General features: G+C 62.5%; 20 protein-coding genes and 1 tRNA gene. 12 read left to right on the top strand and 9 right to left on the bottom strand.

Features of this window, described 5'->3' with window-relative positions:
• From YH3_RS25450 to YH3_RS25440, 3 genes are all read left to right on the top strand, one after another.
• A partial coding sequence (locus YH3_RS25450; protein ID WP_064444287.1) for an acyl-CoA dehydrogenase family protein occupies nt 1–1,050 on the top strand: 1,050 nt, incomplete at its 5' end.
• 27 nt (nt 1,051–1,077) lie between these two features.
• A complete protein-coding gene (locus YH3_RS25445) occupies nt 1,078–2,283 on the top strand; it encodes an acyl-CoA dehydrogenase family protein (protein ID WP_003942363.1) in 1,206 nt (401 codons plus the stop codon).
• Nucleotides 2,284–2,439: 156 nt separating this feature from the next.
• A complete protein-coding gene (locus YH3_RS25440; RefSeq protein WP_003942348.1) occupies nt 2,440–4,074 on the top strand; it encodes an acyl-CoA synthetase in 1,635 nt (544 codons plus the stop codon).
• Nucleotides 4,075–4,080: 6 nt separating this feature from the next.
• Here YH3_RS25440 and YH3_RS25435 read toward each other — a convergent pair whose 3' ends face one another.
• From YH3_RS25435 to YH3_RS25425, 3 genes are read right to left on the bottom strand one after another with little or no spacing between them, the layout of a single operon-like run.
• A complete protein-coding gene (locus tag YH3_RS25435; protein ID WP_064075173.1) occupies nt 4,081–5,409 on the bottom strand; it encodes an amidohydrolase family protein in 1,329 nt (442 codons plus the stop codon).
• A 40-nt stretch (nt 5,410–5,449) separates the two neighbouring features.
• Nucleotides 5,450–6,427: an isopenicillin N synthase family oxygenase gene (locus YH3_RS25430; protein ID WP_003942293.1), complete on the bottom strand. Its 978-nt coding sequence runs from the start codon at nt 6,425–6,427 to the stop codon at nt 5,450–5,452.
• A 15-nt stretch (nt 6,428–6,442) separates the two neighbouring features.
• Entirely contained in the window at nt 6,443–7,633 is a 1,191-nt protein-coding gene (locus YH3_RS25425) for a hypothetical protein (protein WP_007731279.1), read from the bottom strand.
• A gap of 251 nt (nt 7,634–7,884) precedes the next feature.
• Between YH3_RS25425 and YH3_RS25420 the strand changes: the two genes are divergently transcribed.
• Genes YH3_RS25420 through YH3_RS25405 form a run of 4 tightly spaced genes read left to right on the top strand, consistent with a single transcriptional unit; the run spans nt 7,885 to nt 11,328 of the window.
• Nucleotides 7,885–8,667, top strand: a complete 783-nt coding sequence (locus YH3_RS25420) for an ABC transporter ATP-binding protein (protein ID WP_003942349.1) — start codon at nt 7,885–7,887, stop codon at nt 8,665–8,667.
• Nucleotides 8,664–9,569 (top strand): ABC transporter permease, encoded by a 906-nt coding sequence (locus YH3_RS25415; protein ID WP_007731277.1) that lies wholly within the window; start codon nt 8,664–8,666, stop codon nt 9,567–9,569. The genes YH3_RS25420 and YH3_RS25415 overlap by 4 nt, the downstream gene beginning before the upstream one ends.
• Entirely contained in the window at nt 9,566–10,636 is a 1,071-nt protein-coding gene (locus tag YH3_RS25410) for an isopenicillin N synthase family oxygenase (protein ID WP_064444286.1), read from the top strand. Before YH3_RS25415 ends, YH3_RS25410 begins: the two co-directional genes overlap by 4 nt.
• Nucleotides 10,637–10,683: 47 nt before the next feature.
• On the top strand, nt 10,684–11,328 hold the full coding sequence (locus tag YH3_RS25405; RefSeq protein ID WP_007731273.1) for a GntR family transcriptional regulator: 645 nt from the start codon (nt 10,684–10,686) through the stop codon (nt 11,326–11,328).
• Between the two features lie 4 nt (nt 11,329–11,332).
• Here YH3_RS25405 and YH3_RS25400 read toward each other — a convergent pair whose 3' ends face one another.
• Nucleotides 11,333–12,109: a triacylglycerol lipase gene (locus YH3_RS25400; RefSeq protein ID WP_003942360.1), complete on the bottom strand. Its 777-nt coding sequence runs from the start codon at nt 12,107–12,109 to the stop codon at nt 11,333–11,335.
• A 74-nt stretch (nt 12,110–12,183) separates the two neighbouring features.
• Nucleotides 12,184–12,257, bottom strand: a tRNA-Met gene (locus YH3_RS25395).
• A gap of 450 nt (nt 12,258–12,707) precedes the next feature.
• Here YH3_RS25395 and YH3_RS25390 point away from each other — a divergent pair.
• Nucleotides 12,708–13,262, top strand: coding sequence for a transglycosylase family protein (locus YH3_RS25390; protein WP_064444285.1), 555 nt, complete (start codon nt 12,708–12,710; stop codon nt 13,260–13,262).
• An 89-nt stretch (nt 13,263–13,351) separates the two neighbouring features.
• On the opposite strand, the gene YH3_RS25385 is transcribed toward YH3_RS25390, so the two are convergent.
• Nucleotides 13,352–16,267 (bottom strand): UPF0182 family protein, encoded by a 2,916-nt coding sequence (locus YH3_RS25385; protein WP_207623849.1) that lies wholly within the window; start codon nt 16,265–16,267, stop codon nt 13,352–13,354.
• Between the two features lie 174 nt (nt 16,268–16,441).
• On the opposite strand from YH3_RS25385, the gene YH3_RS25380 reads away from it, so the two are divergent.
• On the top strand, nt 16,442–17,044 hold the full coding sequence (locus tag YH3_RS25380; RefSeq protein ID WP_003942343.1) for a PPA1309 family protein: 603 nt from the start codon (nt 16,442–16,444) through the stop codon (nt 17,042–17,044).
• A gap of 26 nt (nt 17,045–17,070) precedes the next feature.
• Here YH3_RS25380 and YH3_RS25375 read toward each other — a convergent pair whose 3' ends face one another.
• Nucleotides 17,071–18,093, bottom strand: a complete 1,023-nt coding sequence (locus YH3_RS25375) for a PDZ domain-containing protein (protein ID WP_054187616.1) — start codon at nt 18,091–18,093, stop codon at nt 17,071–17,073.
• A 123-nt stretch (nt 18,094–18,216) separates the two neighbouring features.
• On the opposite strand from YH3_RS25375, the gene YH3_RS25370 reads away from it, so the two are divergent.
• The 3 genes from YH3_RS25370 (at nt 18,217) to YH3_RS25360 (ending at nt 21,978) form a co-directional block, all read left to right on the top strand.
• Nucleotides 18,217–19,617: a zinc-dependent metalloprotease gene (locus YH3_RS25370; protein ID WP_042450102.1), complete on the top strand. Its 1,401-nt coding sequence runs from the start codon at nt 18,217–18,219 to the stop codon at nt 19,615–19,617.
• Nucleotides 19,618–19,715: 98 nt separating this feature from the next.
• On the top strand, nt 19,716–20,630 hold the full coding sequence (locus YH3_RS25365; protein ID WP_064444284.1) for a hypothetical protein: 915 nt from the start codon (nt 19,716–19,718) through the stop codon (nt 20,628–20,630).
• A 4-nt stretch (nt 20,631–20,634) separates the two neighbouring features.
• Nucleotides 20,635–21,978, top strand: coding sequence for an AarF/ABC1/UbiB kinase family protein (locus YH3_RS25360; protein ID WP_172403528.1), 1,344 nt, complete (start codon nt 20,635–20,637; stop codon nt 21,976–21,978).
• Between the two features lie 26 nt (nt 21,979–22,004).
• On the opposite strand, the gene YH3_RS25355 is transcribed toward YH3_RS25360, so the two are convergent.
• Both YH3_RS25355 and YH3_RS25350 read right to left on the bottom strand, forming a co-directional pair.
• Nucleotides 22,005–22,328 carry a WhiB family transcriptional regulator gene (locus YH3_RS25355; RefSeq protein ID WP_003942321.1) on the bottom strand — a complete coding sequence of 108 codons (324 nt, stop codon included), beginning with the start codon at nt 22,326–22,328 and terminating at the stop codon, nt 22,005–22,007.
• 513 nt (nt 22,329–22,841) lie between these two features.
• Nucleotides 22,842–24,980 (bottom strand): ATP-dependent DNA helicase UvrD2, encoded by a 2,139-nt coding sequence (locus YH3_RS25350; RefSeq protein ID WP_003942300.1) that lies wholly within the window; start codon nt 24,978–24,980, stop codon nt 22,842–22,844.
• Nucleotides 24,981–25,079: the final 99 nt, after the last annotated feature.

Raw genomic sequence — 25,079 nt, 5'->3', positions numbered from 1 at the left:
GAGTTCGCGGCCGAGATCCTGCGTCCGGCAGCGCACGACGCCGACGGCGCAGCGCAGGCACCCGCCGATCTCTCCAAGCGCGCGGCCGAGCTCGGCATCACGCTGATCAACGTTCCCGAAGAACTCGACGGAGCAGCTGCCGATCGCGGCGCAGTCACCAATTCTCTTGTTGCCGAGGCACTTGCGCACGGAGACATGGGGCTTGCACTTCCGATCCTCGCACCCAGCGGCGTTGCAGTCGCACTGACGCAGTGGGGCACCGACGCGCAGCAGAAGACCTACCTTCCGGCCTTCACCGGCGAGCAGGTCCCCGGCGCAGCAGTGGTGGTCAACGAACCACGCGCACTGTTCGATCCGTTTGCCCTGCAGACCAAGGCAGTTCGCTCCCCCAGCGGCTACAAGCTCAACGGCGTCAAGAGCTTGGTGCCCGCCGCCGCTACGTCCGAACTCTTCGTCATCGCCGCAGAACTCGACGGCAAGCCGTCCTTCTTCATCGTCGAATCCGACACCAAGGGACTCGTCGTCGAAGCAGATCCCAGCATGGGACTGCGCGCCGCAGGCCTGGGTCGCCTGATCCTCACCGATGTCGCTGTGCCGGAGTCCGCACTGCTCGGCGACGGTGACGCCGAGCAGCGCAAGGCCGAATACGCCGACGCGATTCGCCTGGCTCGCCTCGGTTGGGCGTCCATGGCCGTCGGAACCAGCCAGGCAGTTCTCGACTACGTGATTCCGTACGTCAACGAGCGCGAAGCGTTCGGCGAGCCGATCAGCCACCGCCAGGCGGTTGCCTTCATGGTCGCCAACATCGGCATCGAACTCGACGGACTGCGTCTGGTCACGCTTCGGGGCGCTTCACGCGCCGAGCAGGGCTTGTCCTTTGCTCGCGAATCCGCTCTGGCCCGGAAGCTGGCTTCCGAGAAGGGCATGCAGATCGGCCTCGACGGTGTGCAACTCCTCGGTGGACACGGGTTCACCAAGGAGCACCCGGTCGAGCGCTGGTACCGCGACCTCCGTGCCATCGGCGTTGCCGAGGGCATCGTCCTCATCTGACGCCGCTGAACTTCCAGGAGAACCACGATGATCAACCTCGAACTTCCCAAGAAGCTCAAAGCATCAGCGAACCAGGCACATCAGGTCGCGGCGCAGATCTTCCGACCCATTTCACGTAAGTACGATCTCGCTGAGCACGAGTATCCCGTCGAGCTCGACACCATGGCCGCCATGGTCGAAGGCCTCTCCGATTCCGGTGGAGACATCGGCGGTGCCAGCGGCGGACGGTCCGACGCGAGCGCCAAGGGTGGCAACGCCAACGGCGGCAACATGTCTGCGCTCCTCAACTCGCTCGAAACGTCTTGGGGCGACGTCGGACTCATGCTCTCGATCCCCTACCAGGGGCTCGGCAACGCCGCGATCGCCGCAGTGTCAACCGACGAACAGCTCGAACGTTTCGGCAAGGTGTGGGCCTCGATGGCCATCACCGAACCGAGCTTCGGTTCCGACTCCGCCGCCGTGACCACCACCGCCGTTCTCGACGGCGACGAGTGGGTTCTCAACGGCGAGAAGATCTTCGTCACCGCCGGTGAGCGTTCGACGCACATCGTCGTGTGGGCGTCGGTCGACAAGTCGAAGGGCCGAGCGGCCATCAAGTCGTTCGTCGTTCCGCGTGACGCACCGGGCCTGAGCGTTGCTCGCCTCGAGCACAAGCTGGGCATCAAGGCCTCCGACACCGCAGTACTCCTGCTCCAGGATTGCCGCATTCCCGCGGACAACATCCTCGGCAGCCCGGAGGTCAACGTGGAGCAGGGCTTTGCCGGCGTCATGCAGACGTTCGACAACACCCGGCCCCTCGTTGCAGCCATGGCCGTCGGCGTCGGACGCGCAGCTCTCGAAGAACTGCGCGGCATCCTGACCGAAGCCGGTGTCGAGATCTCCTACGACACACCGGTCTACAACCAGCATGCAGCTGCAGCCGAGTTCATCCGTTTGGAAGCCGACTGGGAGGCCGCGTACCTGCTGTCTCTGCGCGCGGCGTGGATGGCCGACAACAAGAAGCCGAACTCGCTCGAAGCGTCCATGTCCAAGGCGAAGGCCGGCCGCACCGGCACCGACGTGACGCTCAAGGCAGTCGAGTTGGCCGGCACTTACGGCTACTCGCAGCGCCCGTTGCTCGAGAAGTGGGGCCGCGACTCGAAGATTCTCGACATCTTCGAGGGCACCCAGCAGATCCAGCAGCTGATCGTCGCACGCCGCCTGCTCGGAAAGTCGTCCGCCGAACTGAAGTGACGGTCGCACGGACCAGATCCCGAAACACTCCGCCCCGCCACCTTTCGAGGTGGCGGGGCGGAGTGCTCGGTCGCCATCGTGAAACTTCACCACCGAAACCTGATTGCGCATTAGTGTGTAATCAGTCCTACAACGACGCTCGGAAGAGGTTCACGTATGCCCGGATTGGTCACCAAGGTCACTGACACCATCGGCGCGGCGGGGGTCATGTTCCGAGCCGGACTCGTCCCGTTCCCTCGCCTCGATCGCGGACTCAAATCCATTGCAGCCGTGGACAAGTACGGACCCTTTGCCGGGCCGGTCCATGCACACGCCGAGAACGGCTACGACGCGGTGGCGATCATCGACGAGCGCGGCCCCATCACCTATGCCGAGCTCGAGCGTCAGAGCAACGCGTTGGTCCGGGCGTGGCAGGCCGACGGCATCACCTCCGACTCCGTCATGGGTGCGATGTGCCGTAACCATCGAGGCTTGGTCCTGACCATGCTGGCGGCAGCGAAGAACGGAACGAAGCTCGTTCTCATGAACACGGGCTTCGCTCGGCCCCAACTCGTGGACGTCGCCGCGCGGGAGAAGGTGGTCGCCTTCGTCTACGACGACGAGTTCGCGGACATCGCCGATGCCTTGCCGGACGACGTCGTCGTCTATCGTTCCTGGCCAGAGGGCACGGCCGCTGACGGTTCCACGGCAGCCACTCTCGACGAGGCCATCGCCGGACGCACCACGTCGTCGGTGCCGGCACCCGAGAAGAACGGTGGCTTCGTCCTCCTCACCAGCGGCACAACGGGAACTCCCAAGGGTGCGCCGCGTGGCCACACCTCCCCTCTCGCGTCGGCGCAGTTCCTCGACCGCGTGCCGTTGCGCCGCGGACAGACAATGATGATGGCGGCCCCCGCCTTCCACGGAACCGGTGTCTCGCAGTTCGCTCTCGCGTTGGCGCTCGGCCAGACCGTCGTCATGCATCGAAAGTTCGATCCGGAGAACACGATCAAGCTTGTCGCCCAGTACAAGTGCGACAGTCTGGTCGTGGTCCCGACGATGCTCACTCGCATCATCGACCTCGGTCCCGACGTGCTGTCCAAGTACGACACGTCGAACCTGAAGATCATCTTCTCGGCAGGTTCGTCACTCTCACCCGACCTGTGCAAGCGAGTCACGGCCTCGTTCGGGTACGTCCTCTACAACCTGTACGGATCCACCGAGGTCGCAGTGGCCACGGTCGCGACTCCCGAGGATCTGACCATTGCGCCGGGAACCGCGGGCCGCGCTCCGGTGACCTGTCACGTCGAACTGTTCGACGAGAACAACAAGAAGATCACCACCCCACACACGATCGGCAGGATCTTCGTCGCCAGCGGGCTGAGCTTCGAGGGATACACCGACGGGCGCGACAAGGAACGTATCGACGGACTTCTCTCGACCGGCGACGTCGGACACTTCGACGCCAACGGCCTCCTCTTCGTCGACGGCCGCGACGACGACATGATCGTCTCCGGTGGCGAGAACGTCTACCCGCTCGAAGTCGAGAACCTGCTCGCCGATCGCGAGGACGTCTTGGAAGCGGCAGTCATCGGAGTCGAGGACGCCGACTTCGGGCACCGTCTGCGAGCGTTTGTCGTCGTCGCCCACGGCGCCGACCAGAACTCCGACGAGCTGAAGGATCACGTCCGGTCGAATCTCGCGCGCTACAAGGTTCCCCGCGAGATCGTCTTCATCGACGAACTTCCCCGCAACGCCACCGGAAAGCTGTTGCGCCGCGTCCTGATCGAGATGGAGATCAGCGAAGACTGAGCACAGTCACAAAGCGCTGAGCGTGCGGATCAATTCCGCCTCGTCGACGCGAGTGGAGTGCCCGTCGCGGAGCACGACCTCGCCCGCAACCAACACCGTGTCCACTATCTGACGACTGCCCGTCGTGAGAATAGACGCGCCCGGATCTCGCACCGGGAGGCAACCGAAGTCGCGTTCGAACCGAATCATGGTGAGGTCGGCGGGATCACCCACGGAGATCCCGCCGGACCTGGCCGGCAGACCGAGTGCTGCGTTTGCACCGCCGGATGCGATGTCGATCATGGCTTCGAAGCCGAGCAGGTCGGCGCGGCCGCGCGCGGCTCGCTGCACGTAGGCGCCGGTGCGCAGCGTCTCGAGCATGTCCTGAGTATCGTTGCTGGCTGCGCCGTCCACACCCAACCCCACCGCGATCCCCGCGTCGAGGAAACTCGGGACGGGCGCGATTCCGCTACCGAGGCGCATGTTGCTGACGGGGTTGTACGACACTCCGACGCCGCGCTCCGCCAGCACCTTCTGACCACGGTCGTCGAGTTCGACGCAGTGGACCGCCAGCACCCGGTCCCACAAGAACCCATGGGAATCCAGGTAGTCGACCGCGTTCATGCCCGCGTGTTCGGTACACATCGTGTTGTCGGTCTGCGTCTCGAGCAGGTGAATCGAGACCGTCAGGTCGCGAGCCTGCGCGAACTCACGCACTTCCGACATCCCATCCGGGGTCAGCGAACGTGGGTTCGGTACCGCGACTGCCACGTCGACGCGGGAACCTGCGACGTCGCGCATCATCTGATCCGTATGTGCGAGAACGTCTCCGAGTGGTTGCATGAGCCGCGGATCGAAGCCCCACTTCCTCGTCTTGTCCGCCCGGTCTGCGGTTCCGCGTCCCAGTACGGCACGAATCCCGGTGTCGTGCAACGCCCGGATCACGGCATCGTGAACCTCGCTGGACGGATGCGGCCACATGTGTTCGACCAGGGTGGTCGTACCGCTGCGCAATGCCTCCAGCGAGGCTGCGACAGTGGCCGTGTATGCGCGCTCCGGCGTGATCTGAACCGACTCTTCTGCGACCGCGAGTAGCCATTCGAGAAGCGGTGTCCCTTCGGCGATCCCACGCATCAGTGACTGCTGAAGGTGCGTATGGGTGTTGACGAACCCAGGGATCAGATACGCCCCCGATCCGTCCACACTTCCAGGTGTGGCGGTGCCGGTCGACTTCTCGATCGATTCGACCACCCCATTCGAGACGACGACGTCGTGGCCGGTCAGCCATTGCCCGCCGCTGTACAACGTCACGTCCCGGATGATCGCGTCGGTCATGTTCTTGGGCGCGGTAGTCATCGCCAGTTCTCCTGAAAGTGTGTGACGGAACGGATACGGATCAACGCGCGAAGTTCGCGCGTACTCGCTGGTCGATGTAGTCCTCGGCAGTGATCGGCGGGTACTTGCCCGCCGGCCCCTCGATGGTCACGTCGCGGTTCGCCTGAGCGAAGAACGCGAGGCTGTAGCGGGCTCCCCGATAGTCGGTGACTCCGGGACTCTTGACTCGATGAAAATTCGACGGCAGGACGTCATCACTCCATCTCATCAGCATGTCGCCGATGTTGCAGGTGATTGCTTCCTCAGCCGGCACCACCGACGTCCATTCCTGGGTGTCCATCTCCTTGCCCGGGCACAGTTGCAAGCCGCCCTGACCGTCACGCTGGAAAAGCAATGTCAGGCAATCGAAATCGGTGTGTGCTCCGGCACGCCACATCCCTTCGACATCTGCGTCGGCGGCAAGGGGGAAGTAGTGGAGTAGTCGCAGCGTGCTCTGGTAGGTGTCCACCGACGGGTCATGTGCCCTGGTGAAGAAGTCTCGTTCGAATCCCAGCTTCTCGGCGAAGCACGACAACAGGTCCATCGCAATGCCCCAGCACTTGGCTTCGAAGTCCAGGATCGTTTCGCGGAATCCGCCCAATTCGTCTGCAGTGGGCCACAGATCACCCATATGCGGGCGGGTCACCTGATAGGACTCTTTCTGATCAGGTGTTCCGATGGACGGACGCACCTGCGTCATGCTCTCCCAGCCGGAGTTGAAACCCTTCTTGAGCGGATACTGCGCTTTGACCTCGGTGGGCAGTGCAAAGAATCGCTCGGCCGCCGCGAAAGCCTCGCGGACCTGGTCCAGATCGATCCCGTGATTGACGATTTGGAAGAATCCGATGTCGGTCGCTGCCGACCACAACTCCTCGGCGATCTCGCTGCGCCGGTTCTCGAAATCCGAGAGATCGATTCTTCGGACCTCGCGGTCGGTGGTCTCCGTGCCCAGGCCACCCATGCGGGTCTCGCGGTTGAGTTCTGTCATGTCGTACGTCATTTGCTGTCAGCTCCTTCAGCGGATTCCGATGGACCGATCGGTGAACTTGTCGGTGTAGATCTCTTCTGCAGTCAATGACTGCGGTATCGCCGCACCCCCGGCGTTCAGGATGGGCTTCAGTTCTTCGACGGTGTGAGCGACTCGCGTCATGTCGAACGTGCCGACGGATCCGTCCGCCTCGTTCGCGATCAGGCCCTTCTCTTTCAAGAGTTGGGCACTGAACGCTGCTTCACCCTCGGTGTAGGGAGAGAACGACACGTCCTGCGAAACGACGTCGACAATGGCAGCATTCGCCGTATCCGGCGCAGTGATGTAGTCCGCGGTGGCCTGCTGAATGATCGGAACCAGCTTGCTCAAACACGGGGAGAGTGTCTCGACCTTGTCGGCACGAACGGAAACATTGGACGCGTAGATGTCGAAACCCGAATCTTTCAGCAGGTCATAGGAAACCGGCTTGTCCCACGCCGGCGTCTCCTTCTCGTACGTGTACGGTTCCGAATTCGCGAATCCTTGCTGAGCGATGGTCGGGTCACCGACAAATCGCGAGGGAGCTCCGTCGTAGCTCGTGTCGAGCTGAGACTGCTTCAGTAGGCCTTTCGCCACGAGCCACTGCGGAAACAGTTGCTCCTTGGAAACGACGACACTCGCGTCGGACTTGCCGATATCGGCAACACTCGCCCATTCCGGATGAGACTCTTTGTCCCACATGAGGATTGCCGGGCTGTACTTGAGCAATGGCGTGACGGCCACAACGGGCTGACTTGCCGCTGCCGCGATCACCTGATCGCCGTGCACCAAGCCGAGAGTGATCGAATCGTCGACGTACATCTGGGAGCTGACGGATTGGAACCCGATTGCCGGTCCCCCGGCCCGCAAGGTCAAGTCGACTCCGGTGTCCTTCCCTCCGGCGACAAGAGTCCCGCTGACGGACTTGTCGTCGGTGTCGACCGAATAGCCGGGACCAAGCATCTCGAAGAGCGCTCCCATATCCGACTGCGGCTGCCATTGGAGTTGAACCACAACGTTTTCCGGACAGAGACCCGCTAGGTTCTGAGCCTCGGCAGCTGGTTCGAGAGATTCAGCCTTGGCCGTCTCAGCCTCACTGGAGCTGCACGCAGTCAATCCGATGGCTGCACACATGGCCAGTGCCGCGCCGGCCGCTCCCACACTTCTGCGATTGGAATGCACCTTGCGATTTGAATACACAGCGTCTCCTTCGTGAAAACAATTGGGATGTGGGCGAACCAGGAAGGATGATCCGATGTGCACATTCTGCAGCACATGGATTACATGCAATCGACTAGTTGTTTCCATCAGGTAACGCGCGCCAGGATTCTCGCTTCACCTGCAATGTCACCTCACATTTACATTCAGCAATCTAGGCGACATACATGCAATTCAAGATGGTTCATACATCTTGAAGAACTTTTGCATGCATTATTGAACCGGAGGCTCAGATGGAACTCGCGAACACGATGCAGGATGCCGACGCTCGCAAGCTCACCGCACCGATGCAGATGGTCTTTTCCGATGTCGTCAAGAAGTTCGATACCGGCACTGTCGCGCTGGACGGCATCGATCTGAACGTGGAGCGAGGAGACTTCGTCGCCGTGGTCGGACCCTCCGGCTGCGGCAAGTCGACTTTGTTGCGCATGGCGGCCGGCCTCGAGCGACCGACCAGCGGCGCGGTTGCCCTCGACACCGAATCAGTTGGCTTCATCTTCCAGGAGCCGACTCTCCTCCCCTGGCGAACCGTGCAGGCCAACGTCGAATTGTCCGCCGAACTCGGTGGCGGCGACAAAGCAGCCCGAAAGTTGCGCGCCGACGAGGCAATTCGCGCAGTGGGCCTGGCGGACTTTGCGAAACAACTGCCCAACGCGTTGTCGGGCGGAATGAAGATGCGTGTCTCGTTGGCGCGAGCGCTCACCCTCGCACCTGCTGTGATGCTGCTCGACGAACCTTTCGGTGCTCTCGACGAGATGACACGACTGGAGATGCAGGTAGAGCTGCAAAGGCTCTACACCGACAAGGGGTTCACCTCGATGTTCATCACGCACTCGGTATCCGAGGCCGTGTACCTCGCAAACAAGGTGGTCGTCATGACCGCCCGGCCCGGACGAATCCATTCGGTCGTGGACATCGATTTCCCGTACCCGCGTAGCCCGGAACTGCGCTACGACGCCCGATACACCGAACACGTCGCCGAGATCTCGGCCAGTCTCCATGGGAGCTCACGATGACCGAAGTCCTTGCAGTGCAACAGGGCACCACCGCACGCAATTCCGCCGTTCGCACTGATTCTGCGACCGCTGCGCGAGCACAGTCACAGCCCGGACGGCCCTCGCGAATGAGAGCGCTCGGCACCTTCCTGCTCTATCCGCTGCTCTCACTTGCCGGCGCGGTCGCAGCGTGGTCGATCGTCAGCTACCTCGTTCTCTCCCCGGAACGTCGATTTCTCCTTCCGCCGCCGAGTCAAGTACTGACAAAGTCGCTACTCGACTGGAAGCACCTCTCGCCCATGCTCGAAGCCCTCGCAGTGACGGCACAGGTAGCACTGGTCGGCTTCGTCGTCGCGGTGGCAGTCGGCGTCGGAACCGGCGTGCTGATGAGCCAGGCCAAGTGGATCGAGCGGATCGTCTATCCCTATGCCGTTGTGCTGCAGGTCATTCCCATCCTCGCCATCGTCCCCCTCATCGGGCTCTGGTTCGGCTACGGTATGACCGCGCGTACCCTGGTGTGTGTTCTCATCGCCGCCTTCCCGATCATCACCAACACACACTTCGGATTGCAATCGGTCGATCGCGGACTGCACGAACTCTTCACCCTCGGCCGCGCGTCCCGTTGGGATCGATTGGTGAAACTCGAACTGCGAGCGGCAATGCCGGCTATTCTCACCGGCATCCGCACCGCCTCCGGCCTTGTTGTCGTCGGTGCCATCATCGGCGACATGTTCTTCGCCAAAGGACAACCCGGGATCGGAACGCTGCTCGACGTCTACCGAAGCCGCCTTCAGTCCGAGGATCTGATCGCCGCGATCGTGATCGCGTCGGTGTTCGGTGTCCTCGTCTTCTCTGCCTTTGGATTCCTCTCACGTGTGCTCGTCGGTAAGTGGCACACGTCCGGCCGCAAGGACTTTAAATGACTCACGAAACTCCTGTCTTCGAAATTCCTACGATCGATATCAGCCCGTACCTCCGCGGCGAGGCAGCGGTTGCAAACGCCACCAACAGCACTGCCTGTGCGGAAGTGGCAGCTCAACTCGATCGCGCGTGCCGGGAGGTCGGATTCATACAGATTGTCGGACACAGCATTCCACGATCGGCGACCGCCGGTCTGGCCGACGCTCTCGACGAGTTCTTTGCTCTCCCACTGACGGTGAAGAACAACTATCGCCGTCCCTCGTCCGAGAACCGCGGCTACTCACCACCGAAATCGGAATCACTCAGCATGAGCTTGGGCGTCGCCGCCGCGAACCAGATGAACGATTTCTACGAAGCAATAGTCGTGGGCACAGAGGTGAGCGACTATCCGGGCGTCGACCTACCCGAGTCCAGCTACGCCGCCAACACCTGGCCCGTGGCCGCGCCCGGATTCCGACCGGCAATCGAAGAGTATTTCCGTCATGCCCAGGGCTTGGCACGAATCCTGATGTGCGCCTTTACCGACGCTCTCGGATTGCAGCCCGGGTACTTCGATTCGATGCTCGACCATTCGATCGACGCGATGAAGATGAACAACTACGCACTGCCCGAGGGCGAGATCCGCATCTCCGGCGACATGACGGGAATGGGCGCTCACACCGACTTCGGAATCTTGACCATCCTGTGGGCAGATCAAGTTCCGGGCCTTCAAGTTCTGAGTGCCGACGGCGTATGGCACGACGTCCAACCTGCCGACGGCGCACTCTTGATCAACCTCGGCGACGCGATGGCACGCTGGACGAACGACCGATGGCGCTCGACAGTGCACCGAGTCGACCCACCTATCGTCGATGGTCAGATCATCCGACGTCGCTCTGCCGCATTCTTTTTCGACGGGAACTACGACGCCGTCATCGAAGCACTGCCAGGGACTCTCACACCGGGCGAAGTGGGATACCCGCCGATCACGATCGCTGAGAACATCGCGGCCAAAGTGGCCGGACTGAAAGGCGCGACGGCGCCCGACGTCGACAGTCGCAACGCTGACCGGGTGCGCGCCGCTGGATAGCGCTCCCGGGTACCGTCGACATCGTGCAGGATCGAAGTGAGGACAAGATGACCACCACCGAACGAGCTTTACTCACCGAGTCTGTGCACGAGACACTTCGCGAACTGATCTTTTCGGGAGAGCTGGCGCCGGGGACACCACTGAGTGTTCCCGCGCTGGCGAGCAAGCTCAATGTCAGTCGAACGCCGGTCCGCGAGGCCGTGCAGCAGTTGATCTACGAGGGCATCGCCGTCCACACACGGAATGCGGGTGCAAAAGTCGATTCGCTGGACGCGGAGTCTCTGCGCGCGGTCTTCGAGGTGCGTGAGGTACTCGACGGTCTCGCGGCGTTCAACGCGACGGCCAATGCCACGCACGAAACCGTGTCACAGCTGAACAAGATGGTGCAGGTGCAACGCGAACTTCTCGAGAGCCCGCCGGATCAGCGTCGGGATTCGAAGCTCGACCTCGAGTTCCACACCTTGATTCGTGAGACTGCATGCAATCACCCGCTCAGCGAAGCCCTGCATCGTCTGGATGGTCAGTCACACCTCTACCGTTCGGACATGTGGAGCCTCGAGCTCAATCGGCGGATCGCCGTCACCGAGCACGCACGTATAGTCGCGGCCATCGAATCGGGTGACGCCTTGGGGGCGAGGACTGCCGCGAGCGCACACGTAGCCGGGCTACTCGTCCGAACAACCCGGACCTGAAGCTTTACCGAAATGACGGAAACAGCGTGTCAGGCCAGGTGATGTCGCCGTCGTTCTCGTCCACGAACGTACCGACACAGTCGCGCCCCAAAGCGCTGATCGCTCCCGAGATGACCTCTGGATGCTCGAGCTCGGTGAGGTGGTCTCCTCCGGTTCCGGCCCCGGGAACGCCATCGACGTACACCCGGCATTGGCCCCCGTCCAACCGACCGTCCGCCCACTCGCCCGAACTCTGCACCACCGAATAGTAGGCAGATCCAGGAGTGTCCTCACCGGCATTGAGCTTGGTGAGAACTTCGGAGAACATGCAGGTGTCGTAACCGTCGGCAGGGCCTTGTACGCAGCCACCGGGGCTACCGTACTGCGGAGCACCGATGGCGACGAATGAATCCACTACCTCGGAGCCACCGAGGAACTTCGCGTAGTACCGGGAGCTCAGTCCACCCGCACTGTGCGCGATCACCCCGACGGAGTCAGCGCCGGCAGCGTAGGAGCGAATCGAATCGGCAATCAGCTCGGCGTCGGCCGCAATCATCTTGCCGGGTGCGTCGACGAAGTGTGTCTCGTAGCCCGCAGCGCTCAGTGCCTTGTCGAGGGCGCGGTAGGTCGCCTGGTGCGTTTCTCCCGAGTTGTAGAGCTGCTGCCCCGGAACGATGAAGACCACGCGCTTCGCATCGGTGATCCGCCCACCGGCGGCAGCGCTTCCTGCCGAGAACGCCAGAGCGGTGGTCACCAGCGAAGTAGTCACCGCCATCGCCAAAAGAATCTTCGAGAGTCGCACGTCGCCACCCTACGACGGCTGCGCACAAAAAAAGGACCGCCGCACTGGATTCCAGTGCGGCGGTCCTTTTCTAGTAGCGGGGACAGGATTTGAACCTGCGACCTCTGGGTTATGAGCCCAGCGAGCTACCGAGCTGCTCCACCCCGCGATGCATGGACAAAGTTACACGAGCAGGTGAACGGAACGCAAATCGCCTGCGCTGGAGCGAAATACACGCCTGAAAGTCGAAGAATCGGGTGACTGGGTTCACAAAATGCCCGTGAGCATCAACACATAACAAGCATGTAACGAACGTACGTCGAAACGGCATCGGAAAGGCTCTACCAGCACAAACGCTAAAATTTTGGGTCGAGAGCAGACCAGACAGTCCGGAAAATTGCGAATCGACCCTCGTTCGACGCTCCCGTACGGTCGGTCCCGGCCCGAATCAACCGGGCGAACGCCGACCCGCCGCTGCTCCACTCTGCCCCGCGGGATCGGAACCCCCGAAACCTTCGAGGGGCAGAGACACGGAGAGACAAGCGCCCGGGAAAGTCAGCATCATCGCCGACCCGCAGGCCCGCCGATGTCAGCAAGCGCGGAGAGGATTTACCCCGACATGACGTACACCAGCATCAGCAAGCGTGCATTCGGCACATTGGCAGTAGCCGGCGCACTTGTCGCAGTGCCCCTCACCATGAGCACCGGCACCGCTTCCGCAGCCACCCACAACTGGGACGGCGTCGCACAGTGCGAGAGCGGTGGCGACTGGAACATCAACACCGGAAACGGCTACTACGGCGGCCTGCAGTTCTCGCAGAGCACCTGGACCGCCAACGGTGGCACCGGCTCGCCCGCCAACGCTTCCAAGGAAGAGCAGATCCGCGTCGCCGAGAACACCCTGCAGAGCCAGGGCCCCGGCGCATGGCCCGTCTGCGGCCAGCGTCTGACCGTCGCGAGCGAGCCTGCAGTCGAAGAAGCTCCCGCCGCAGCGCCGGCTCCCGTCGCCGAGGCACCCGCAGTTGCTCCCGCCATCGAGATCCCGGCCGAGCTCAAGCCCGCCGCACAGCAGGCTTTCGACACCGCTCGTGACCTCGCCGGCCAGTACGGCTTCGCCGCACAGTTCCAGCAGCTCTCCGATGCCAACGCACCGATCGTTGCAGCACTGCGCTGATTCAGCTCGTACAGCTTCACCTGAGCACACAAGAAGGCCCACCATCCGATCGGATGGTGGGCCTTCTGCTATTCATGAACTGACGCCGCTTACCTCGGCAGCGCCTGGTACGCGTCAACAGCCTTCTGCAGGCGGTCGAGCGCAGCACCGTAGCTGGTGAAGTCACCGCTCTGTTGCGCCGACTTCAATGCCGCCATTGCCGAATTGACCTCGGCCAGCGCCTTCGTGACGTCATCCGAAGAAGCCGGCGGGGCCGGTGCCGTCGGAGTTGTCGGCGTTTCCGGTTGCGCTCCGGTATCCGGATCGGGTGCCGGCTGGGTGACCGTCGCTGCCGAACCTGCGCCCGGCCAAATCTGACTGATCGCCTCGGAGACGGTCGGTGCATAACCGATCCGAATGCCGTTGGTGTCGCTGAAGCTCACCAATACACGCGCCAACTGAGGGAACGCGTTCTGCGAGTTTCGCTGCGAGTACAAAGGCTCGACATAGAGGATTCCGCCCTCGGCAATCGGCAGAGTCAGCAAGTTTCCGTACTGAATCTTGTTCGACTGCTTGAGCAGTGACACTTCCGAAGCAACACGCGAATCCGACGTCATCGCAGACTGAGCCTGCTGTGGACCCTGAGTCTGCGTATCGGTCGGCAACTGCAGCACCGTGAACTTGCCGTAGTTCTCCTTGTCGTTCGCCACCGAGATGTAGGCCGACAGCAACTCACGACTGAACCCGACCATCGGACTGGTCAGACGGAAATCCGCCTTCGCGGTGTCCTTGTCGCCCACCAGCACGTAGTACGGCGGCTGGTTGGCCGACGTGTCGATCGTCGGATCGCTCGGAACCGACCAGAACGCGTTGTTGGTGAAGAACTCACTCGGATCGTCGACGTGGTACTTCGCCAGCATCTCTCGCTGAACCTTGAACATGTCTTCCGGGTAGCGGAAGTGTGCCTGCAAGTCGTCCGAGATTTCGCTCTTCGGCTTCACCGTGTTCGGGAAGACCCCCATCCACGCCTTCAGAACCGGATCCTGCTCGTCGACCTGGTACAGCGTGACAGTGCCGTCGTAGGCATCGACCGTGGCCTTCACTGAGTTACGGATGTACGAGAACTCCTGGCGCGGAATGAGGCGCCCGGTCGTCTGGTCGATACTGTCCTCGACCAACCCGTCGAGCGAACTGCGCTGCGCGTACGGGTAATCCTGGGCCGTGGTGTAGCCGTCGATGATCCACTGCATCTTGCCGTCGACCACTGCGGGGTAAGCAGCGCCGTCGGTCGTCAGCCAAGGCGCGACCTCCTCGACCCTTTCCTTCGGATCACGCTTGAAGATGATCTTCGAGTTCGAGCCGATTGCACTCGAGAACAGGATGTTGCGCTCGGTGTACTTCGCCGCGAATGCAAGACGGTTGAACCAGTTGCCGATCGAAACGCCACCCGAACCTGTGTAGGTGTACTTCGAGGTGTCGGTGTCGTACTCCCGCGGTCCCTCACCGTCGACGGAACCGACGATCGAGTAATCGGCGTCCGACTGACTGATCACCTCGCCGTAGTACGAACGAGGATTGTCCACCTTGAGATTCTCGTTCTCGGGCGTGGTCGTCAGGTCGCTCACCGAGTAGATCGGGTAGCCACCGGTGTTGTTCTGACTGTCGCCCTGCACGGCCGTGACTTCGTTGGCCTGGGCGGCGACGAAACCGTTGCCGTGCGTGTAGACCGTGTGCTTGTTGATCCAGTCCGTCTGGTTGCCGGAAAGGTTGTTCGGCGACAGCTCACGCGCGGCGACAACGAAGTCACGCAACTGGCCGTCTTGTTCGTAACGGTCGACGTTGAGCGTCTGCGGGAACCCGTAGAAGTTCTTGAGCTGACGCTGAGCGGTGAACGTCGGCGACAGAATGGTCGGATCCAACAGGCGTGTGTTCGCGATCGTGGTCCGGTCTGCCGGAACGTCCTGGGGCTGCTTGGTGCCAATTCCCGGATAGTCGACGTAGTCGACGTTTTCTTCCGTGATCCCGTACGCCTGACGGGTCGCTTCGATGTTTCGTTCGATGTACGTGCTCTCCTTCTGCGCCGCATTGGGCTTGACGGAGAACTGCTCGACGATCATCGGGTAGACGGCACCGACGAGGACCGACGAAAGAACCAGTAGAGCGACTGCCATGGCCGGTATCCGAAGATCCCGCGTGAAGATCGAGGCGAAGAACGCCAAGGCGCAGATGACCGCAATGGACAACAGAATGAGCTTCGCAGGCAGAACCGCATTGATGTCGGTGAAGCCCGGGCCGGTGAACGTCGGTTCCTTACGACTACTCGACATCAACGAGTACCGATCAAACCAGTACGCCACCGCCTTGAGAAGCACAAAGGTGCCGGCGATGACAGCCAGCTGAATACGAGCGGCCGTGGTGAACGTCCCATTGCGCCCGGCCAACTTGATTCCACCGAAAACGTAGTGGGTGACCAGGTTTGCCACGAAAGCCAGCAGGATCGAGACGAACAACCAGTTCAGAACGAAACGGTAGAACGGCAGATCGAACGTGTAGAAGCCGACGTCCAAGTTGAACTGAGGATCGGTGATCCCGAAAGCCTGGCCGTTGAGGAACAACTGGATAGTGACCCAGTTGGCCTGTGCGATGAGACCGGACAGGATGCCGATCGCTACCGGAATGATCACGCCGAAAAGACGAAGACGCGACATGACGGTGGTGCGGTAGCGCGCGATCGGATCATTGGGTCCGGAGACCGGGACGAACACCGGGCGTGCGCGGTACGCGAGAAGCATCGCGAGCCACACGATGGCGCCGACGACAATTCCGACGACCAGGAAGAGCACGAATCGCGTCAGCAGAACCTTGGTGAAGACACCGCGGAAGCCGACTTCGCCGAACCACAACCAGTCCGTGTACATGCCGATCAGTCGCGGCCCCACGAGCAGCAAGGCCGCCACTACGACAGCCACCACCAACAAGATTCGACTGCGTCTGGACAGAGAGGGTAAACCTGCGGGGGGCCGCATGCCCACGTGCCACGCTCCAAGATTTGGCGACGCCGTGGCGTCGCAACCGATTGCATCGATCACTGCGGCCACGCCCGAGTGGACTTGGCCGTTTCCGACCACTCTACGTAACAACGGTCACGGGTTGACAACACGGAGAGCGGGGAGCCGGACAGGAGGTGGGAGGATGAACGTGTGAGTGAAGAGAATATGAGCAGATCACCGAGTGCCCTCGCCCGGTGCGTTCATGAAGTTGTCGACCACATCGACGCCGAAGGCTGGGATCAGCCTCCGAAGCTGTACGCGTTGGTACCCACCGAGATGCTCGCCGCGGCCGAACCCGGACTGCTCGACCAACTCGCCGAGGGCGCCGAATACACACCGATCGAACAGGAATCGCTTCCCGAGGACATCATCGGCGGTTCACGGGCACTCGACGAGTTCCTGGCAACGACGCATTGGCCCGAGTCCGTGCAGGGTTGCATCCTGGTGCAGGAGATCGTCGTCCTGCCGCCCGAGGCGGAATCGGATCTCGACCACGCCACGGCGCCGGTGTTGACCGATCAGCACGCGGCGGACGAAGTCGCTCGACTGACGGCCGACGCGCATCCCGATCGACGCGAGGCTCGACTGTTCGTCGGCGTGCTCCGTGACGGTCCCTCGCTGTCGCTCCTACAGATGCGTCCCGACGAGGATGCGGATCCGTACGGTGACTTGGAACTGCTCACCTACGACGGTCTTGCACCTCACCTCGTGCACGCCCTGTACGCGACGCTCGACGAGGTCGAAGAAGACTGACAGAGTCGTCGGCGGCCAGGCAGCCTTCAGCAGCGGGGTGCGTCGCCGCCCGTGTTGAGGCTCTCGAGTGAGTCCACTGCGCCGGGCAGGTTGTCGACCTTGACGAGTCGAAGCCCGTCCGGCGCATTCTGTTTCGCCTCGTCACAGTTCTGGGCCGGCACGAGGAAGGTCTCAGCACCGGCTTGGGACGCGGCGATCAACTTGTACCTGATGCCGCCGATCGGACCGACCTCGCCGTCGGAGTCGATGGTGCCCGTTCCGGCTACGAACTTTCCGCCGTTGAGCTCCCCCGGAGTCAGCTTGTCGACCAAGGCCAGTGTGAACATCAGTCCGGCAGAAGGACCGCCGATGTCGGCGAGATTGAACTGCACGGTGAAGGGAACGTCCGGGACCTCGCTTGGTGTGACGCCGAGGTAACCCGATTCGGGCTTGTTGGGCCGCGCCCCGACGGTGACCGGCACAACGGTCTCCACACCCTCACGAAGGACGGTGACGTCGATCGCGGTGCCGGGCGCGATCGCACCGACCGTGTCCTGAACGCCGGTGATGGTGGTTACCGGAGTGTCGCCGATCTTGACCAGGACGTCGCCTTCTTGCAGGGCACCCGCAGCGGGACCGTCCGGAGTCACCTTCGAAACAGTCAGTGCCACCGGCTTGCCGAGAAAGTGCAGTGCCGCCAACTCGGCACTGTCCTCGGATTGCTGGAAGTCGGCCGTGTTGGCCTGCTGAATCTCTTCCTTCGACTTCTCGGGCGGATAGATCTCCGAGCGAGGGACGAGTCCGTTGCTGCCACTCGCCCACAGTCCGAACGCTTCGAAGATGTTGAGGCCGTCGCGAACCGACACCGTTGTCATGTTGAGGTTGCCGTCGGTGGGATCGACCTCGGTCCCCTGGATGTCCACGACGGGCTTACCGTCGACGTCGCCGAGCGTGTTGAAGGTGGGGCCCGGACCGAGTGCGACATAAGGAACAGTGACCATTGTTCCGACGACTCCCAACACGACGATGGGTGCGAGTGCGGCCAAGAGCGTCACTATCCGTCGATTCACCTGATCCAGAGTAAAGCGCGAAGGCTCCGGAGCACCGATCGCACCGCCTGAGCGCCGTGCGTGTTCGCCGTCAGCGTGACTCGGAGGGCGACTCCGACCGCTCGAGCCTTGTACCGTTGAGGTATGAGCAATATGCCGTTCGGCTTCTCCAACTCCGACGACGATCCCGATCGCGACAAGAACGCGGCGGGTGGCAATCCGTTCGGGGGTGGTGACATGCCGTTCGGGTTCGGCGCGGGCGGTGAGGGATTCGATCCGGCTCAGCTCGGCCAGATGCTCACCCAGTTCGGGCAGATGCTGAGCGGAATGGGCTCGTCGATGGGCCAGGGCGGTACGTCCGGCCCGGTCAACTACGACATCGCCAAGAAGCTGGCACGCCAACAGATCGGATCGGTCACACCGATCACCGAGGGCAACGTCAAGGCGATCGCCGACGCCGCGCACCTGGCCGAGATGTGGCTGGACGCCGCGACAACGCTCCCTGCCGGAGCGAGCCGCACTCTTGCGTGGACTCCGAACGACTGGCTCGACAACACGATCGACACCTGGAAGCGACTCTGTGATCCGGTGGCCGAGAAGGTAGCGGGCATGTGGGTCCAGGGTCTTCCGGCCGAAGCACAGCAGATGGCTGGCCCGATGCTGGGCATGCTCGGCCAGATGGGCGGACTCGCGTTCGGCTCGCAATTGGGCCAGGCACTCGGCCAACTGTCCACCGAGGTGCTCTCCTCCACTGACATCGGCCTGCCCCTCGGCCCCGAAGGCACCGCGGCCCTTCTCCCGGCTGCGGTTCAGGCTTTCAGTGAGGGTCTCGAACAGCCGCATCAGGAAGTTCTGGTCTTCCTCGCCGCGCGGGAAGCCGCTCATCAGCGCCTTTACAGTCACGTTCCGTGGCTGCGCCAGCGTGTTCTCGCGACAGTGGAGGAATACGCCCGCGGAATCACCATGGACTTCTCGGCGATGGAAGAATTCGCCAAGGACCTCGATCCATCCGCTCTCACCGATCCGAGCAAGCTCGAAGCGTTGATGCAGCAGGGCACGTTCGAGCCGCAGAACACACCGGAGCAGAAAGCCGCTCTCGAACGTCTCGAGACTCTGCTTGCGCTGGTCGAGGGCTGGGTGGAGACGGTCGTCACCGCCGCACTCGGCGAGCGACTGCCTGGTGTTGCCGCGATGAGCGAGACGTTGCGGCGTCGCCGTGCCACCGGCGGCCCCGCCGAACAGACCTTTGCGACGCTGGTCGGACTCGAACTTCGTCCTCGCAAGGTCCGTGAAGCGGCCGGTTTGTGGCAGAAGCTCACTGCGGAAGCCGGTATGGACGTTCGCGACGGCGTCTGGTCGCATCCCGACCTGATGCCCGATTCGAGCGATCTCGACGCACCGGACGGATTTGTCGCCCGTGTCCTCGGCGCCGGCGAAGCCGGTAATTTCGACGACCCGATAGCCCAGCTCGAAGCCGTCGTGGCAAAAGAGCGTGCGGCCGAGGCAGCGATGGACAAGACCCGCGAGGACGACGAAGAGAAGTAATCCCTTCTCGACCGATTTTCGCAGATCAGCCGCGATGACCGCCTGTGGATAACTGCCGCTGACGGGGACTCGCCGAGGGCCCGTCGTGCCAGCATCGAATGATGACCGGTCACACACACGACGACACCAGACAAGACAGCACTTCACAGCGATCCGCGGGACCTCGATGGGACCCGCGGATCGCTGTTCTGTCGCGCCCGGATGGTCGACTGCAGCTGGGATGGACCCCCGGACGTGCCGTCCTGCTGACTCTGCCTGTCGGGGTCGACGATCGCGCGGTGAAGTCGATCCTGCGCAAAATGGACGGCTCGAGATCCCGCGCAAACATCCTCTGGGAAGCGTCGAGGCGCGGGATTCCCACATCCGTGACGGAGGAGTTGCTCGAGCAACTCGCCGATTCCGGTTTCGTCCACACTGCCCGCAGAAGCACCGCGACGGTCCGGATTCACGGTGTCGGTCCGCTCTCTGACGCCATCGAGCGCGCACTCGTCACCGGCGGGGTCAGCACGCGTCGCTCGCGCGGGTATCGCAACACCGACGTCGTGCGCACGTGGAACGAACAACTGGTGGTTCTGGCCGACGACGTCGTAACTGATCCTCGTCTGGTCAGCGATCTCGTTCGCTGTGGACTCCCCCACCTTTCCGTCCGCATCCGCGACGGCAACGGTGTGGTCGGTCCTCTTGTCCTGCCTGGTCAGTCGAGTTGCCTGCGGTGCGCCGACATCCTCCGATCCGAACTCGACCCTCATTGGCTTCATCTGTCCGCGCAGCTACTCGGCAGCGCAGGCCACGCGGAATCGGCGATGATCCATGCAAGTGTCGCGCTGGCCCTGGCCGAGATCGACTCCGCATTATCGGAGACAGCGGCGACGCATGTGGCCAGTCTGTCGTCGACGCTCGAGATCGCGCTGCGTCCGTATCGGATCACAACCAGGCACTGGCCTCGGCAAATATCCTGCAGTTGCCAATACCTGGCACCTGTTTCGGGCAAAGGACGCCCCAGTCAGACATGATGGTGTGGTGTCCGAGATCCCACGCAAGAGTTCTGCCCGTACTGCCAAACTCGCGAGCATCCCCCTGGGGATGGCCGGTCGCGCCGCCATGGGCTTCGGACGCAAGCTCGCCGGCGGCGACAAAGGCGAGATCGACGCGCAGTTGAGCGCGAAGGCGGCCGAGCAACTGTTCGCGGTGCTGGGCGAACTCAAGGGCGGCGCGATGAAGCTGGGCCAAGCGCTCAGCGTCATGGAGGCGGCAATTCCGGAGGAATTCGCCGAGCCATACCGCGAGTCGCTGAACAAGCTCCAGGCCGCCGCCCCGCCGCTGCCGACCAAGCAAGTACACAAGATGCTCGACCAGCAACTCGGAACCAAGTGGCGCGACCGATTCCAGTCGTTCGACGATGAACCGACCGCGTCGGCAAGCATCGGGCAGGTTCACCGAGCCGTCTGGGCGGACGGCCGCGACGTAGCCGTGAAAGTTCAGTACCCCGGCGCCGACGAAGCTCTACGCGCCGATCTCAAGACCCTGGGCAGATTTGCCGGTCTCTTCGGTTCGGTCATGCCCGGTGTCGACGTACGGCCCGTGATCGAGGAGTTCACCGCGCGCACGGAGGAAGAACTCGACTATCGGATCGAGGCGAACAATCAGCGAGCTTTTGCCAAAGAGTTCGACGGAGATCCCCAATTCGTGATCCCGCACGTCGTGGCGAGCGCGCCGAAAGTGGTCGTGACCGAATGGATGACGGCAACCCCGTTGACCAGAATCATCGAGAGTGGAACGCCGGAGCAGCGCAATGCGGCCGGTGCACTACTCGCCGAATTCCACTTCGCGTCTCCGGCCCGTGTCGGATTGCTCCACTGTGACCCGCACCCCGGCAATTTCATGCTTCTCGAGGACGGCCGACTCGGCGTCATCGACTTCGGTGCTGCTGCGCCGTTCCCGAACGGACTGCCACGGGTTCTCGGCACGATGGTGCGCTTGGCTGTCGAGGAACAATTCGACGAGTTGACGGAGTTGTTGCGCGCCAACGGTTTCGTGATCCCCGGACGCACGGTGACCGACAAGGAGATCGCGGATTACCTGCGACCCTTCACCGACCCGATCCAGACCGAGTCATTTCACTTCACTCGGGCATGGCTGCAAAAGGCCGCCGGAACCGCCACTGACTTCAACAGTGCGCAGTTCCGAACGGCCCGTGCACTCAACCTTCCGGCCGAGTATTTGATGATCTTCCGTGTTCTTCTCGGTTCGGTCGGCATATGCGCCCAGTTGGACGCATATGCCCCGTACATGGAAATCCTGACTCGTTGGTTGCCAGGGTTCGCGGAGCCGGTTCTGGATGACACCGGCTCCGCCGACTAAGACACCGGCTCCGCCGAATAGGGCTCTCACGCGCACACAAGTTGCTTGCGTGGGCGCCCTCTCGGTCTCTTGCGCGCTATGACGGCCCCCTGATCGAGGATCTCGCCGCCCCACACCCCCCATGGCTCGGCGCGGTCGAGAGCCGCACTGAGACAACGGGAACGGATGGGGCACTGCGCGCACAGTGCCTTGGCCTGCTCGAGTTCGGCCGGAGCTTCGGCGAACCAGAGATCGGGGTTGGATGCCCGGCACGGCAGGTCGCGGCGGGTGGACGCGACCTCGATGAACGTGACTGCAGCCGAAGTGACGTCGGTGGAAGTTACTGCAGTGGTGGAGTTTTCGGATTCCACGCGGATTGTCTGGGCAGACAACTCGGTCTCCTAGTGCTCGGATGCGAAACTGTGTCGCACGATATGGGTTCGATGGGTGCGAACCTGAGCCGAGTCGGAAACCAGATGAAGAGGGCTATCCAACACAAAGGCCACGGTCCGCAGGGGCTGCGGGTCCGTGGCCGTAAGTGAACGGATGTGTCCTACCGAGAAATACCTCGATGGCTTAAGAACACGGACTCGACAGCTGCTTTCTTTGCTGCTGCTTGAGGGCGCAGGCGGAGCGCATGCTGCGCCCATCCCGCTGCACGCGGCAGCATGGGGGCGGCAACAGCGAACTTTGCGCTTGCGCACGCTTCGTAAGAGATCAAGTTCGTCATTTTTTTGCCACCTCCATTTCGTGTCGGTCCGGATAGTTTCTGCGCACAGGTTGCCCCGTAACACTGAAAACCAGAGTAGAGAATCTGCCGAATCTGCACAACCTATTTTTGACCTGCGGTTATGTAACTCACCGTTGTCGATTCGGATGTGTTGTCAGATATCGAGTGTTGCCGCTCGCAGTTCACCGCGAATGACAGCTAGTACGTCTTCCCCGAAGTTGTCGAGTTTCTTCGGCCCGATTCCAGGGATCGAAACCAGTCCACGATTATCTTGTGGTCGTTGTTCGGCAATAGCCATCAGTGTGTTGTCACTGAAGACGACATAGGCCGGAACTTTGAGTTCTCTGGACTTGTCCAGACGCCAGGCCTTGAGGTGCTCGAGCAATTCCAGGTCGACATTGGACGGGCATTTTTCGCAGCGCCCGAGCATGGTCGCCGACGTCCCGATCAACGGTTTGCCGCATACGCGGCAGCGCGGACGCTTCTTGTTTCCCGACGACGGCGCGGCGACGCGCGAGGCCGGCGAGTCCTCCGGGATTAGTCCGTTGAGAAATCTCGACCGGCGACGGGACTTGCGTCCACCCTCATTGCGGGCCAATGCCCACGACAGCTGCAGATGCTCGCGAGCGCGAGTAACCCCCACGTAGAGAAGCCGACGCTCCTCCTCCACCGCGACATCGTCGGCGCCCGAATTGGCGTCGCCGAGAACGTGTTGGATCGGCAGGGTGCCGTCGTTGAGGCCGACCAGGAACACCGCATCCCATTCGAGCCCCTTGGCCGCGTGGAGGGAGGCCAGCGTCACACCTTGCACGGTCGGTGGGTGCCGCGCCTCGGCTCGGGCCGTGAGCTCCTGTAGAAGCCCGGTGAGCGTCAGTTCAGGTTCGTGGACAAGTTGTTCTTCGGTGAGCGCCACGAGAGCCGAGAGCGACGCCCAGCGCTCGCGTGCCTGAGTACCCGAAGGCTCTTCGTTGGTCAGGCCGAGTGGCGCGAGCACAGCGCGGACGAGTGAGACCAGCGCTTCGCCGTTGTCTGCACCTTCGGGGAGGTCGTCGCGTCCAGCTGCCTGACGCAGCGCTGCCACCGCCTGACGTACCTCGGTGCGAGTGAAGAAGCCCTCTCCACCGCGCACCTGGAACGGAATGCCCAGCTTCGTCAGGGCCTGCTCGTGCGCCTCCGACTGAGCATTGATCCGGTACAGAACAGCGATCTCGGCCGCAGGAGTGCCTGCCGCGATCAGCCGTTTGATCGCCCGCGCAACGCCGAGCGCCTCGGCCGGCTCGTCGTCGAACTCCATGAACTCCGGCTCAGGCCCCGGCGCGCGCTGCCCGATCAGCTGCAGACGCGTCCCGGCGATCCGCCCGCGCGCGGCACCGATCACGCGGTTCGCCAACGACACGACCTCAGGGGTGGAGCGGTAATCCCGTTCGAGCCGAACGACGGTCGCTTCGGGGAATTTCCGGGAGAAGTCCAACAGATAGTTGGGGGTGGCTCCGGTGAAGGAGTAGATGGTCTGATTCGCATCGCCCACCACGGTCAGATCGTCTCGGTCGCCCAGCCAGGCGTCGAGCACACGCTGCTGCAGTGGGGTGACGTCCTGATACTCGTCCACAACGAAGCAGCGATACCGCTCGCGGAACTCGTCGGCGACTGTCGAATGCTCTTCGAGAGCTGCCGCCGTGTGCAGTAGGAGATCGTCGAAATCAAGCAGCATGCCGTCCTGGCCGCGTGCTTTCAGCTCTTCGTATGCGGCATACACCTGGGCCACCTTGGTGGCATCGACCGGTGCCTCACGGCGAATCTTGGCGATCGCGCGTGGGTAATCCTCCGGCGCGATCAGCGACGCCTTCGACCACTCGATTTCACTGGCGAGGTCGCGGACGCTTTCCGTGCTGGTGGACAATCCCACCCGGGCTGCGGCACTGCTGACAACGGCGAACTTTCGGTCCAGCAGACGCCACGGCGTGTCGCCGACAACCTGCGGCCAGAAGTACTTCAGTTGACGGAGAGCAGCAGCGTGAAAAGTTCGAGCCTGCACCTGCGGCCCACTCCCGCCGACGCCCAGCTCACGAAGACGTCCACGCATTTCCCCGGCCGCACGAGCGGTGAACGTCACGGCAAGCACCTGACCGGCCGACACGTGACCGTCGGCAACCAGATGAGCGATCCGGCGCGTGATGGTGCGGGTTTTGCCTGTTCCAGCGCCCGCGAGGACACATACCGGGCCGCGTGGCGCGAGCACGGCGGCCGATTGTTCTGGATCCAGTCCGGTGTCCGCAGGCATGGGGACCATCATGGCAGGACGTTCCGACACTCCATTCGCCGCGCCCGACGGTATGTGGGCAAGAGAACACGGGCCGATACGGAACAACGCTCTCGGTCGTGGTGTTATATC

The sequence above is a fragment of the Rhodococcus sp. YH3-3 genome (assembly GCF_001653035.1).
GTDB lineage: Bacteria > Actinomycetota > Actinomycetes > Mycobacteriales > Mycobacteriaceae > Rhodococcus_F > Rhodococcus_F qingshengii.
Note: the sequence above shows the minus strand (reverse complement) of the source record. Positions and strands in the feature narration are given on the sequence as shown.